We start from the raw sequence: 13599 nt of genomic DNA on the forward strand, positions 1-13599 counted from the left end.
GTCCGGTATGGTCTTGCCAGGGTTATTCGGGTTTCCAGTGTTCGTTCGGATGCAGGTCCAGCGTCGCGGCGGCCACCACCTGCATGACGAAGTCCTCATAGCTGATGCCAGCCGCGCGCGCGGCCATCGGCACGAGCGAATGGCCGGTCATGCCAGGCGAGGTATTCATCTCAAGCAGGAAAGGCTTGCCGTCGGCGCGCAGCATCACGTCCGCACGCGCCCAGCCACGGCAGCCCAGCACGCGGTAGGCCTGCACCGCCAGTTGCTGCACCTCGCGCTCGACTTCAGCACTCAGGCCTGACGGACACAGATATTGGGTATCGTCAGTAAAGTACTTATTTTGATAGTCATAGTTAGAATCCGGCGCGACGATGCGAATCACCGGCAGCGCTTCAGCCGTAGCGCCCTCCCCTACCAACGGGCAGGTCAGCTCGGCGCCGTCAATGAAGGTCTCTGCAATGACGTCGTTGTCGAGCGCGGCAGCCTTCTCGAATGCCTCGCGCATCTGCGACGCATCGGTGACCTTGCTCAGACCGATCGACGAGCCTTCGCGCGCCGGCTTGACGATCAGCGGCAGGCCGAGATCGGCGACGACTGCATCGAAGTCCGTATCGGCATAGAGCATCGCGAAACGCGGCGTGGACAGGTCATGCGTCATCCACAGGCGCTTGGTCGCCTGCTTGTCCATGGCCAGCGCCGACGCCAGCACGCCGCTGCCGGTGTAGGGCACGCCGAGCTGCTCGAGCAGGCCCTGCATGGTGCCGTCCTCGCCGTAGCGGCCGTGCAGCGCGATGAAGACGCGGTCGAAGCCGGCCGCGGCCAGTTCGGCCACGCTCTGCGTGGCCGGGTCAAAGCCGTGCGCATCCACGCCGCGCGACTGCAGCGCGGCCAGCACGCCGCTGCCGGACATCAGCGAAATCTCGCGCTCGGCCGAGCGGCCGCCATACAGCACGCCGACCTTGCCCAGCGATTTCGGGTCGATCTTGGGATTGGCGACGAAGCTCATGCCGCACCTCCCGCCTGCAGCGGCTGCTGGTGCGAGACCACCTGTCCCGGTACCGCGCCGATCGAGCCGGCTCCCATCGTTACGACCACGTCGCCAGGCCTGGCGGCATTCATGATGGCCTGCGGCATCTCTTCCATCTGCTCCACGAAAACAGGTTCTACCTTGGCCGCCACGCGCAGCGCACGGGTCAGCGCGCGGCCATCGGCCGCGACGATCGGCGCTTCGCCGGCGGCATAGACCTCGGCCAGCAACAACGCATCAACGGTGCCGAGCACCTTGACGAAATCCTCGAAGCAATCGCGCGTGCGCGTGAAACGGTGCGGCTGGAACGCCAGCACCAGGCGGCGGCCCGGGAACGCGCCGCGCGCGGCGGAGAGCGTAGCGGCCATTTCCACCGGGTGGTGCCCGTAGTCGTCGACCAGCGTGAACGTGCCGGTGCCATCCGCCGTGGCCACTTCGCCGTAGCGCTGGAAGCGGCGTCCTACGCCGTGGAACTCGCGCAGCGCCTTGACGATCGCGGCGTCCGGGACTTCCAGTTCCGTCGCAATCGCGATCGCGGCCAGCGCGTTCTGCACGTTGTGCAGGCCGGGCAGGTTCAGCACCACGTCGAGTGGCGGTTCGGCATGGCCGTTGAGGTGGCGCAGCACGGTGAAATGCATCTGGCCATCGACTGCGCGCGCATTGACAGCGCGGATCTGTGCATCCTCGGCAAAGCCATAGCGCACGACAGGCTTGGACACGAATGGCAGAATCTCGCGCACGTTCGGATCGTCCACGCACAGCACGGCGATGCCGTAGAACGGCAGGCGCTGCGTGAATTCGATGAACGCCTGCTTGAGCCGAGCGAAGTCGTGCCCGTAGGTGTCCATGTGGTCGGCATCGATGTTCGTGATGACTTCGATGACCGGGAACAGGTTCAGGAACGAGGCATCGGATTCATCGGCTTCGGCCACGATGAAATCGCCCGTGCCCAGGCGCGCATTAGCACCCGCGGAATTCAGGCGGCCGCCGATCACGAAGGTCGGGTCGAGCCCGCCCTCGGCCAGCACCGACGCCACCAGGCTCGTGGTCGTGGTCTTGCCGTGCGTGCCGGCAATGGCGACGCCCTGCTTCAGGCGCATCAACTCGGCCAGCATCACCGCGCGCGGCACCACCGGGATACGCTTGCTGCGGGCGGCCAGCACTTCGGGGTTGTCCCCGCTCACGGCCGTGGAAACCACCACGGCGTTCGCACCGGCGATGTTCGCCGCGTCATGCCCGTGCATGACCGTGGCACCGAGCGAAGCCAGGCGCCGCGTGGCGGCGTTGCTGCCCACATCGGAACCCGAGACCTTGTAGCCCAGGTTCAGCAGGACCTCCGCGATGCCGCTCATGCCGGCGCCGCCGATGCCTACGAAGTGGATGTTTTTGACGATATGCTTCATTGAGTCACTACATGTATTGGGCTTCAGTCCCTGGCCATCTGGCTGCATACCTCGGCGACGCGCCGGGTTGCCTCAGGCTTGGCCAGTCCGCGCGCCAGGCGCGCCATCTCTTTCAGTTGCGGCCGGTTCAGGCCGGCGATGGTCTTCGCCAGCCCGTCCGCCGTCAGTTCTTGTTGCTGCACAAGCAGGGCTGCACCCTGCTTGGACAGGAATTCCGCATTGGTCGTCTGGTGATCGTCCACCGCGTGCGGGAACGGCACGAACAGCGCCGCCACACCGGCGGCCGCCACTTCCGAGACCGTCATCGCGCCCGCGCGGCAGATCACCAGGTCGGCGTCGGCATACGCCTTCGCCATGTCATCGATAAAAGGCAGGGTCTGAGCAGACACTTGCGCGGCGGCATAGTTCGCACGCAGCTTGTCGATCTGCTTTGCGCCGGCCTGGTGCGTGACCACCGGACGCTGCGCTTCAGGCAGCATGGCGATCGCCTTCGGCACGACGTCGTTGAGCGCCGCGGCGCCCAGGCTGCCGCCGACCACCAGCACGTTCAGCGGGCCGGTGCGTATGTCATAGCGTGCCTCCGGTTCCGCCATGTGTGCGAGCTCTTCGCGTACCGGGTTCCCGGTCCACTCGCTGTCGGGCAGCGTATCCGGGAACGCGCACAGCACGCGGTCCGCCACTTTGGCAAGCACCTTGTTGGCGAGTCCGGCAATCGAGTTCTGCTCGTGCAGCACCAGCGGCCGCCCGAGCAGCGAGGCCATCATGCCCGCCGGGAACGTGATATAGCCGCCCATGCCCAGCACCACGCTCGGCCGCACGCGGCGCAGCGCGCCGAGGCTCTGCCAGAACGCGCGCAGCAAGTTCAGCGGCAACAGGAACTTGGTCACGAGCCCCTTGCCACGCAGCCCGCCGAACTGGATGAACTCCATCGGGATGTCATGCTTGGGCACCAGCGTGGCCTCCATGCCGGTACGGTTGCCCAGCCAGACCACCTTCCAGCCCTGCTCGCGCAGCGCGTGCGCGACCGCCAACCCGGGGAATACATGCCCCCCGGTGCCGCCGGCCATCACGAGCAACGTGCGCTGCTGCGTCATACCTTCCCTCCACGCATCAGCACACGGTTTTCATAGTCGATACGGAGCAGGATCGCCAAAGCCATGCAATTCATCAGAATGCCCGAGCCGCCATAGCTCACCAGCGGCAGCGTCAATCCCTTGGTCGGCAGCAGGCCCAGGTTCACGCCCATATTGATAAAGGTCTGCCAGCCGATCCACACGCCAATGCCCTTGGCCACGAGGCCGGCAAACGTGCGGTCGAGTTGCAGCGCGGTGCGGCCGATGCCGAACGCGCGGCGCACCATCCAGTAGAACAGGATGATGACGACCAGCACGCCCACAAAGCCAAATTCCTCGCCAATCACGGCGAGGATGAAGTCGGTATGCGCTTCAGGCAGGTAGTGCAATTTTTCGATGCTGCCGCCAAGGCCGACACCGGTCCATTCGCCACGGCCAAACGCGATCAGCGAGTGGGTCAACTGGTACGCCTTGCCGAGCGCGTTGCTCTCTTCCCACGGATTGAGGTATGCAAAGATCCGTTCACGCCGCCATGGCGATGCCGTGATCAGCAGCGCAAACGCGCCGACCGCCACACCGACCAGTCCCGCGAACAGCTTGCCGTTGATGCCGCCAAGGAACAGAATGCCCATGGCCACCGCGGCGATCACGAGGAACGCGCCCATGTCCGGCTCGAGCAGCAGCAGCATGCCGACCACCACGACCGCCACACCCATTGGCAGGAAGCCCTTGGACACGGTCTGCATCCACTCCTGCTTGCGCACGGTGTAGTTGGCCGCGTACAGCACCACGGCCAGCTTCATCAGCTCCGACGGCTGGAAGTTCATGATGCCGAGGGGAATCCAGCGGCGCGCGCCATTCACGCCCTTGCCGACGAACGGCACCAGCACGATCACCAGCAGCACCAGCGCGATGATGAACAGCTTGGGCGCGTATCGGTCCCACACCTTCACGGGAATCTGGAACGCCGCCAGGCCGACCGACAGCCCGATCAGCAGCGCGAACGCATGGCGGACCAGGAAATGGCTTTCGCGATAGTTGGCGTAGCGCGGCGAATCCGGCAGCGCAATCGACGCCGAGTAGACCATCACCAGGCCGAGCGCGAGCAGCACGATCGCCACCCACAGCAGGGGCTGGTCGTACTCCATCATGCGCGAACGGGTCGGCTTGACGCCGGACACCGCATCGCGCAGGCCACCCCAGGCATTGCCGATGGTGGCGCCGATGAAACCGCTGCGCTTGACCTGCGATTCACTCATGGCATGATCCCCCGCGACAGGGCCAGTTCTTCCACCGCCGAGCGGAACACTTCGGCGCGGTGCACGTAGTTACGGAACATGTCGAGGCTGGCGCAGGCCGGCGACAGGAGCACAACGTCGCCGCCTTCAGCCAGCTCCGCCGCCTTGTTGACGGCTTCTTCAAGCGTGGCCGCGTCGACCAGCGACGCGCCGCTGCCTTGCAGCGCATCGCGCAACTCGCCCGCTGCACGGCCGATCAGCACCACGGCGCGCGCGTACTGCGCGACCGGCGCGGCCAGCGGCGAGAAATCCTGACCCTTGCCTTCGCCGCCGGCAATCAGCACGACGCGCTTGTCCAGACCCGACAGCGCGGCCACCGTGGCGCCCACGTTGGTGCCCTTGCTGTCGTCGAAATACTCGACTTCATCGATAGTGGCGACCCACTCCACGCGATGCGGCTCGCCACGATATTCGCGCAGGCCATGCAGCAGCGCGTTGAGCGGCAGGTCGATCGCGCGGCACAGCGCCAGCGCCGCCATGGCGTTGGTAGCGTTGTGCATGCCGCGGATATGCAGCGCGTCGGCCGGCATCAGGCGCTTGTGGCGCACCGGCACGGCCTCCTGCGCGGTGGCATCGGCCTTGCGGCGGCGCGGCTTGCCCTCCCCTTCCGCTTCCGAGTCGGGTTCGGCGAGCACCAGCCACGGCATGCCGCCTTCGCGCAGCACGCCGAAGCTGCCCGGCGTCTCGGGCAGGTCGGTGCCGAAGGTCACCGGTGCCGTGCCCGGGCGGGCCATGTCCATGGTCAGGCGGTCATTGCGGTTCAGCACCTGCACGCAAGCCGTGCCGGCCGGTCCGAAGATGCGCGCCTTGGACGCGGCATAGGCTTCCATCGAGCCATGCCAGTCGAGGTGATCCTGCGTGACGTTGAGCACGGTCGCCGCGTGCGGCGCCAGCGTATGCGTCGTTTCGAGCTGGAAGCTCGACAACTCGAGCACCCAGACGTCCGGCAGCGTGGCCGAAGCAATGCACGCCGACAGCTTGTCGAGCGCCGACGGGCTGATATTGCCGGCCACCGCCACGCTCTTGCCGGCGCGCTCGACCAGCCGGCCGGTCAGCGCGGTCGTAGTCGTCTTGCCGTTGGTGCCGGTGATCGCGAGCACCTTCGGCGCATAGCCGGATTCGGCCTGCAGGTGCGCGAGCGCGCGCGCGAACAGTTCGATCTCGCCCCACACGGGGATACCGCGCTGGCGTGCCGCGGCCAGCAGCTCGCCGGTATTCGCCTCCAGCGGCGACAAGCCCGGGCTGATCGCCACCAGGCCGATGCCGTCGAGCAGGCTTTCGGCGAACGGGCCGCCCACGAACTCGGCCGACATCAGTTCGGCCTGCAGGAAGACAAGGTTGGCGGGTGCCTCGCGCGTGTCGGCCACGCGCACGGCGCAGCCGTTCAGGCCACACCAGCGCGCCATGGCCAGCCCCGATTCGCCGAGGCCCAGTACCAGCACATGAGGTTTTTGCAGCTCGCCAAACACTTCGTATTCCTGCCTTTTGAGTTCAGTAATCCTGTTGTCTATATAGAAAGCGCCCGAATCAGCGCAGCTTCAGCGTGGACAGCCCGATCAGCACCAGCAGCATGGTGACGATCCAGAAGCGCACGGTGACCTGCGTTTCCTTCCAGCCGCTCAGCTCGAAATGGTGATGCAGCGGCGCCATGCGGAAGAGCCTTCGCCCTTCGCCATAGCGGCGCTTGGTGATCTTGAACCACGTGACCTGCAGCATCACCGACACGGTTTCCACGACGAAGATGCCACCCATCACGAACAGCACGATCTCCTGGCGCACGATCACGGCCACGGTCCCGAGCGCGCCGCCGAGTGCCAGCGCACCAACGTCGCCCATGAACACCTGCGCCGGATGCGCGTTGAACCAGAGGAAGGCCAGCCCCGCGCCCGCCATCGCCGAACAGAAGATCAGCAGTTCGCCCGCGCCCGGAATATGCGGGAACAGCAGGTATTTGCTGTAGACCGAACTGCCCATCACATAAGCGAAGGCGCCCAGCGCGCCGCCAACCAGCACCACTGGCATGATCACCAGGCCGTCGAGGCCATCAGTCAGGTTCACGGCGTTGCTGGAGCCGACGATCACCAGATAGGTCAGCACGATGAAGCCGGCCACACCCAGCGGATAGCTGACTTCCTTGAAGAAGGGCACGATCAGGTTGGACTTGTACGGCATATCCAGCGACAGGCCGCCCTCGACCCAGCTCAGGAACAGGTCCCAGACCCGCACATTGCTGCTTTCCGACACCGAGAACGCCAGGTAGACCGCGGCGACAAGGCCAATCAGCGTCTGCCAGAAGAACTTCTCGCGGCTCGACATGCCGCGCGGATCGCGATAGACCACCTTGCGGTAGTCGTCGACCCAGCCAATGGCGCCATAGCCGAGCGTCACCAGCATCACCACCCAGATGAAGCGGTTGCCCCAGTCGCACCACAGCACGGTAGAGATGGCGATGGAAACGAGCACCAGCACGCCACCCATAGTCGGCGTGCCGGACTTGACCAGATGGGTCTGCGGGCCGATCGTGCGCACGGCCTGGCCGACCTTCAGCTCGGTCAGTTTGCGGATGACCCACGGACCGGCGGCAAGGCCGATCACCAGCGCGGTGAGGTTGGCCATCACCGCGCGGAAGGTCAGGTAGTTGACGACCCGAAGGAAGCTGTAATCGTTTTGCAGCCACTGGGCCAGAGCCAATAACATCGTGTTCTACTTATCTAGTGAGCGGGAGTGTCTGCGACCAGCGCAGCCACCATCCGTTCCATGCGCATGAAGCGCGATCCCTTCACCAGCACGGCGCCAGCCTTCGCCACCGTGCCCCCTGCGTCTTCCTCCAGCGCCCGGGCGAGATCCGCCGCCCGTTCGAAATGCCTGCCTTGCGCACCGAATGCCTGCACGGCATGCGTGGCCAGTTCGCCCGTCGCCCACAACGCTTCGATGCCGAGCGCCTGCGCATAGCCGCCGATTTCCGTGTGGAACGCCGGCCCCTGGTCCCCGACCTCGCCCATGTCGCCGATCACCAGCAGGCGCGGCGCGGCAAACCCGGCCAGCACGTCGATCGCGGCGCGCATGGAATCGGGGTTGGCGTTGTAGGTGTCGTCGATCACCACGGTGCCACCCGGCGTGTGCTTGACCTGCAGCCGGCCTTTGACAGCCTTGAATGCCGCCAGTCCTTGCTGGATAGCCGGCACCTGCACGCCGGCCGCCAGCGCGCAGGCGGTAGCCGCGAGCGCGTTGCGAACGTTGTGCGTGCCGAGCAGGCCGAGGTGCACCTCGAATGCATGGCCCGGCGCGCGGACCTGCATCACCTGCACGCCGTCGACGAGCGCCACCGTGGCCTGCACGTCGGCCTCGCCCGCGGTGCCGAAGCTGAGCACGCGCCGCGTACCGGCAGCTGCGCGCCAGATCGCGGCATGCTGGCCGCCGCTTTCTTCGTCGAGCGGGAACACGGCCACGCCATCGGCAGGCAGCGCGGCAATGGCCGCGGCATGCTCGTGGGCGACAGCTTCCACGCTGACCATGAATTCCTGATGTTCTCGCTGCGCATTGGTGACGACCGCCACCGTCGGCTGGGCGATGCCGGCCAGGTAGACCGTCTCGCCCGGATGGTTCATGCCCAGTTCAAGCACGGCCAGCCGGTGCGTCGCGCGCAGGCGCAGCACCGTCAGCGGCAGGCCGATATCATTGTTCAGGTTGCCGCCCGTGGCCAGGCGCTGGTCTTCACCCACCGCCGCCGCGAAGATCGCCGCGATCATTTCCTTGACCGTGGTCTTGCCGTTGCTGCCCGTCACCGCGACGGCCGGCAACGTGAACTGCCGACGCCAGCCGGCGCCGAGTTCGCCGAGCGCAATGCGCGTATCCGGCGCGACGATGGCCGGCACGCCGGCATCGACGTCGCGGCTCACCAGTACGGCGACAGCACCGCGTGCCACCACGTCGGCGATGAAATCGTGCGCGTCGAAGCGCTCACCCTTGAGCGCGACAAACAGGTCGCCCGGCTCGACCGTACGACTGTCGGTATGCACGCGGGCAAACGCCTGCGTGCCATCGCCCAGAACACGCGCGCCGGCAATCCAGCCGGCGGCTTCCTGCAAATTCGTCATCTTGGAATCGCTCATGCCGATACCCCCCGCGCGGCGAGGGCCAGGCGTACATGCTCGCGGTCCGAGAACGGCCGCTTGCGGCCATGGGCTTCCTGCGTGGCCTCGTGGCCCTTGCCGGCCACAAGCACCACGTCGGCACCGGCCGCGTGCTTGATTGCATAGAGGATCGCAGCGGCGCGGTCTTCGATCTGGCGACCGCGCGCGCGGTCGGCCATGCCGTCGGCAATGGCGTCGAGGATGTCCTGCGGATCCTCGCTGCGCGGGTTGTCGCTGGTCAGCACGATCTCGTCGGCCAGGCGCTCCGCCACGCCGCCCATGAGGGGGCGCTTGATCGGGTCGCGGTCGCCGCCACAGCCGAACACGCACCACAGGCGGCCATTGCGTGCCTGCGCAACCGGGCGCAGCGCTTCCAGCGTCTTTTCCAGTGCATCGGGCGTGTGCGCGTAGTCGACCACGGCCAGCGGGCCGTCCTGGCCCGCGTGCGCGCCGAACAGCTCCATGCGGCCATCGACGGGCGAGAGCGCGCGCAGCGCGGCGAGCGCCGCATCCCACGCCACCCCGTTGGCCAGCGCCGCACCGAGCACTGCAAGCAGGTTGCTGACATTGAACGCGCCGATCATCGGCGTGGCGACATCGGCGCTGCCGAAGCTGCCGTCGATGTGGAATGCGGTGCCGGTCGCCGTCGCGCGCACGCCGCTGGCGCGCAGCCATTGGCCACGCGCGCCGCTGATGGACGCACGCGCCGGACCGTCGATGCCGTACTCGATCACATGCGGCGCCGCGATGGCCGCGCCGTTGGACGCCAGCAGGCGCCGCCCCATCCCGTCATCGCGATTGATCACGGCGGTGCGCAGGCCGTCCCAGCGGAACAGGCGCGCTTTGGCGGCCTCGTACTCGGCCATGGTGCCGTGGTAGTCGAGGTGGTCCTGCGTCAGGTTGGTCAGCACCGCGACCGAGAAATGCGTACCGGCCACGCGCTCCTGTTCGAGACCGTGGGACGACACTTCCATTGCCACCGCGCGCGCGCCGGCATCGTGCAGGCTAGCCAGACTGGCTTGCAGTTGCACGGCATCGGGCGTAGTGAAGCCGGTCGGCTGCAGCGCATCCGGGAAGCCGGTACCGAGCGTGCCGATGGTCGCGCATGGCGTACCGGTGGCTTGCAGCAGCCGCGCCAGCCACTGGCTGCACGAAGTCTTGCCGTTGGTGCCGGTCATGCCGGTGACGGCCACGCCGCGAGCGGGATTGCCGTACCAGCCGGCGGCAATCGGGCCGGCAAGCTGGTGCAGGCTGTTCAGCGCGAGATGCGGCACGGTGTCGCCGAACGTCCAGTCGAAGCCATCGGCCTCATACAGGATCGCACCGGCGCCGGCGGCAATGGCCTGCGCGATATGCGGGCGGCCGTCGGTGGACAGGCGCTCGTTGCCGAGCACGTAAGCCAGGAAGACGTCGCCGCGCGCCAGGCGGCGCGTATCGCCGGTCAGCCGGGCACTGGCCGGCACCTTGGTACGCAGCCAGGCCAGCGCGTCGCTGGCCTGTGCGGTGACTTCGAGCGGGAGCAGCGGCTTGGCCGTCATTGCGTCGAGCTCCACGGTTCGCTTTCCTGCACCTTGTCGCTGACCACCAGTTGGCGGATCGGCGAATCGGGCTGGACATTCAGCGCACGCAGCGTGCCGCCGGTGATCGCGGCGAAGACCGGGCCGGCCACCGCGCCACCGTAGTGGCTGCCGGCGGTCGGCTCGTCCACGCTGACGGCGACGATCACGCGCGGGTTCGACATCGGCGCCAGGCCGATGAACGAAGCGCGGTACTTGCTGCGGTTGTAGCCGCGGCCTTCGTGCTTGTATGCGGTACCGGTCTTGCCGCCGACGCGGTAGCCCATCACCTGCGCCTCGGGCGCGGTGCCGCCGGGCGCCGTCACGGTTTCAAGCATGGCGCGCACGTCGCGCGCGACCTGAGGCGACAGGATGCGTTCGCCGGTCACGGGGCCATTGGTGCGGAACATCGATACGGGGATGATCTCGCCGTCATGCGCGAAGACCGTGTAGGCGTGCGCCATCTGGAACAGCGACACCGACAGGCCGTAGCCGTACGACATGGTGGCCTGTTCGATCGGACGCCAGCTCTTGAACGGACGCACGCGGCCCGCCACGGCGCCCGGGAAGCCGATCTTCGGCGCCTGGCCCAGGCCGACGCTGGTGAACATGTCCCACATTTCCTGCGGCTTCATCATCATCGCGATCTTGGTCGTGCCGATATTGCTCGACTTCTGGATCACGCCGCCCACGGTCAGCGCGCCGTAGTTGTGGGTATCGGTGATGGTGGCGCCTTCGAAGTTGTACTTGCCGGTGGTGACGACGACCGTGGACGGGGTCACGCGCTTGAGCTGCAGCGCGAGGCCGATCGTGATCGGCTTCATCATCGAGCCGGGCTCGAAGGTGTCGGTCAGCACGCGGTTGCGCAGCTGTTCGCCCGACAGCCGGGTGCGGTCGTTCGGGTTGTAGGTCGGCCAGTTGGCCAGCGCCAGCACTTCGCCGGTCTGGGCGTCGAGCACCACCGCGCTGGCCGCCTTGGCCTTGTTGCGCTCGACCACGGCCTTCAGCTCGTTGTAGGCGAGGTACTGGATCTTGGCGTCGATCGACAGCTGCATGTCCTCGCCGTCGCGCGGGGTCTTGAGGATGCCGACGTCCTCGACCACACGGCCGAGGCGATCCTTGATCACCTGGCGCGCGCCGGGCCGCCCGGCCAGGCCGGCCTCGCGTGCCAGCTCCACGCCTTCCTGGCCGCGGTCTTCCACATTGGTGAACCCGACGATGTGCGCCATCGCCTCCCCTTCCGGGTAGAAGCGCTTGTATTCGCGGGTCTGGTGGATGCCTTCGATCTTCAGCGCGGCAATCTTCTCGGCCGCGTCGGGCTGGACCTGGCGCTTCAGGTAGACAAAGCTCTTGTCCTCGGACAGCTTGCGGCTCAGGTCCTTCTCGGACATGTCGAGCAGCTTCGCGAGCTGGCGGATCTTGGCGGCCTCGACCTGGTTCGGCACATCCTCGGGCACGGCCCAGATCGCCTTGACCGGCAGGCTGGTGGCCAGCACCAGGCCGTTGCGATCCAGGATCTTGCCGCGCGTGGCCGGCAGCTCGAGCGTGCGCTGGAAGCGCTTCTTGCCTTCTGCCTCATAGAACTGGTTACCGGGCCCCTGGATCCACAGCGCGCGCACGGCCAGCGCCACGAATGCCGCGAACATCAGGAACACGACAAACTTGGAGCGCCACATTGGCAGGCGCAGGCCCAGCACGGGGCTGGCCGAAAACTGCCCGGTGCGCGGACGCGAGTTGTTCGGGCGATTGCGCGAGGCGTTGCCGCTGCGTGCCATGGTCATGGACGTTCCTCCCCGGCAGGGGCGGATGCGGCTGCCGCGGGCGCCGGTGCCGCCGGCGGCAGCACGATGCCCGACAGGTACTGGGTCCTGCCTGCCATGATGGGTGCCATGCGCAGCTGGGTGCGCGCCGCGTCGGCAATGCGCGCGCTCTTGCCGAGCGCGCTTTGCTGGTACTGCAGCCGCGACCAGTCGACGTCGAGTTGCTTTTCCTCGGCCTGGGCGCGCTCGAGCGCGACGAACAGCGTGCGCGCCTGGTGCTGCGCGCTTACGAGCGAGAGCGCACAGAAGATCAGTGCCGCAAGGAGGAAAAATGTTAGTCGGTTCATGCTGGCGCCGCCCCTCGGCCCGATGCGGCTGGTGCCAGTTTTTCGGCGACGCGCATCACGGCCGATCGCGCGCGCGGGTTGTCGGCAACTTCCTGCGCGCCGGGCTTGACGCGGCCCAGCAGGCGCAGCGTCGGCTGTGGCAAATCGGCCGCGCGCAGTGGCGCGCGGCGCAGCGCGGGATCGGCATCCTGCTGGGGACGGGCGTGCGCCGCCATGAACCGCTTGACGATGCGGTCCTCCAGCGAATGGAAGCTGATCACCACGAGGCGGCCCCCTACCTGCAGCAGGTCATAGGCAGCCTTCAGCCCTCTTTCGAGGTCCTCAAGCTCTTGATTGATGTGAATCCGTAGAGCCTGAAAGGTGCGGGTCGCAGGGTCCTGACCCTTCTCGCGTGTTTTGACGGCTTTCGCCACGAGCGCGGCAAGGTCGGCAGTAGTGGCGAGAGGTCCGCCATCGCCGGGTTCGCGCCGGCGAGCAACAATCGCCTTTGCAATCTGTACAGCAAACCGTTCTTCCCCATAGTCTCGTATCACCCTGGCAATGTCCTGCTCTTCCGCCTGCGCCAGCCACTCGGCGGCGGTAATGCCGCGCGTGGTGTCCATGCGCATGTCCAGCGGGCCCTCGAAACGAAAGGAAAACCCCCTCGCCGCTTCATCGATCTGGGGCGAGCTGATCCCCAGGTCGAGCAGCACGCCGGCCACATGGCCGCGCCCGGCCAGGCGCTCGCCCATGGCCGCAAAGCTCTCGTGCTCAATGGAGAAGCGGGCATCCTGGATGGTGCCCGCTTCTGCGATTGCTGCTGGGTCCTTGTCGAACGCGACGAGGGCCCCGTCTGGCCCCAGCCGGGCCAGAACTGCCCGGCTGTGCCCTCCCCTGCCGAAGGTGCCGTCCACGTAAACACCGTCGGGCCGCCAGACCAATGCCTCGACGGCCTCGTCCAGCAGCACGGTGCGATGGCGCAGGGCGGGGGTTGCCGGCGATCCGGTAGGACTCATGACCTCG

11 protein-coding genes are annotated in these 13599 nt (G+C 67.0%); all 11 read right to left on the bottom strand.

Annotated elements, in window-relative coordinates:
- Positions 1 to 22: 22 nt before the first annotated feature.
- Genes K2O51_RS28255 through rsmH form a run of 11 tightly spaced genes read right to left on the bottom strand, consistent with a single transcriptional unit; the run spans position 23 to position 13592 of the window.
- Complete coding sequence (locus K2O51_RS28255; protein ID WP_011299122.1) at positions 23 to 1006, bottom strand: D-alanine--D-alanine ligase; 984 nt, start codon at positions 1004 to 1006, stop codon at positions 23 to 25.
- Positions 1003 to 2430, bottom strand: a complete 1428-nt coding sequence (gene murC / locus K2O51_RS28260; protein ID WP_011299123.1) for a UDP-N-acetylmuramate--L-alanine ligase — start codon at positions 2428 to 2430, stop codon at positions 1003 to 1005. Before murC ends, K2O51_RS28255 begins: the two co-directional genes overlap by 4 nt.
- A 23-nt stretch (positions 2431 to 2453) precedes the next feature.
- Positions 2454 to 3524: an undecaprenyldiphospho-muramoylpentapeptide beta-N-acetylglucosaminyltransferase gene (gene murG, locus K2O51_RS28265; protein WP_011299124.1), complete on the bottom strand. Its 1071-nt coding sequence runs from the start codon at positions 3522 to 3524 to the stop codon at positions 2454 to 2456.
- Complete coding sequence (gene ftsW, locus K2O51_RS28270) at positions 3521 to 4762, bottom strand: putative lipid II flippase FtsW (RefSeq protein ID WP_011299125.1); 1242 nt, start codon at positions 4760 to 4762, stop codon at positions 3521 to 3523. The genes murG and ftsW overlap by 4 nt, the downstream gene beginning before the upstream one ends.
- A complete protein-coding gene (gene murD / locus K2O51_RS28275) occupies positions 4759 to 6270 on the bottom strand; it encodes a UDP-N-acetylmuramoyl-L-alanine--D-glutamate ligase (RefSeq protein WP_011299126.1) in 1512 nt (503 codons plus the stop codon). The genes ftsW and murD overlap by 4 nt, the downstream gene beginning before the upstream one ends.
- Positions 6271 to 6328: 58 nt before the next feature.
- A complete protein-coding gene (mraY, locus tag K2O51_RS28280; RefSeq protein WP_011299127.1) occupies positions 6329 to 7498 on the bottom strand; it encodes a phospho-N-acetylmuramoyl-pentapeptide-transferase in 1170 nt (389 codons plus the stop codon).
- A gap of 14 nt (positions 7499 to 7512) precedes the next feature.
- Positions 7513 to 8913 carry a UDP-N-acetylmuramoyl-tripeptide--D-alanyl-D-alanine ligase gene (locus K2O51_RS28285; RefSeq protein ID WP_011299128.1) on the bottom strand — a complete coding sequence of 467 codons (1401 nt, stop codon included), beginning with the start codon at positions 8911 to 8913 and terminating at the stop codon, positions 7513 to 7515.
- Positions 8910 to 10472, bottom strand: coding sequence for a UDP-N-acetylmuramoyl-L-alanyl-D-glutamate--2,6-diaminopimelate ligase (locus K2O51_RS28290; protein WP_011299129.1), 1563 nt, complete (start codon positions 10470 to 10472; stop codon positions 8910 to 8912). Before K2O51_RS28290 ends, K2O51_RS28285 begins: the two co-directional genes overlap by 4 nt.
- Positions 10469 to 12271 (bottom strand): peptidoglycan D,D-transpeptidase FtsI family protein, encoded by a 1803-nt coding sequence (locus K2O51_RS28295; protein ID WP_011299130.1) that lies wholly within the window; start codon positions 12269 to 12271, stop codon positions 10469 to 10471. Before K2O51_RS28295 ends, K2O51_RS28290 begins: the two co-directional genes overlap by 4 nt.
- Complete coding sequence (gene ftsL / locus K2O51_RS28300) at positions 12268 to 12597, bottom strand: cell division protein FtsL (RefSeq protein ID WP_011299131.1); 330 nt, start codon at positions 12595 to 12597, stop codon at positions 12268 to 12270. The genes K2O51_RS28295 and ftsL overlap by 4 nt, the downstream gene beginning before the upstream one ends.
- The gene (gene rsmH, locus K2O51_RS28305; RefSeq protein ID WP_011299132.1) at positions 12594 to 13592 is read right to left on the bottom strand and encodes a 16S rRNA (cytosine(1402)-N(4))-methyltransferase RsmH; all 999 of its coding nucleotides are present in this window, start codon (positions 13590 to 13592) and stop codon (positions 12594 to 12596) included. The genes ftsL and rsmH overlap by 4 nt, the downstream gene beginning before the upstream one ends.
- Positions 13593 to 13599 lie beyond the last annotated feature (7 nt).

It is taken from the genome of Cupriavidus pinatubonensis (assembly GCF_019602855.1).
Taxonomy (GTDB): Bacteria; Pseudomonadota; Gammaproteobacteria; order Burkholderiales; family Burkholderiaceae; genus Cupriavidus; species Cupriavidus pinatubonensis.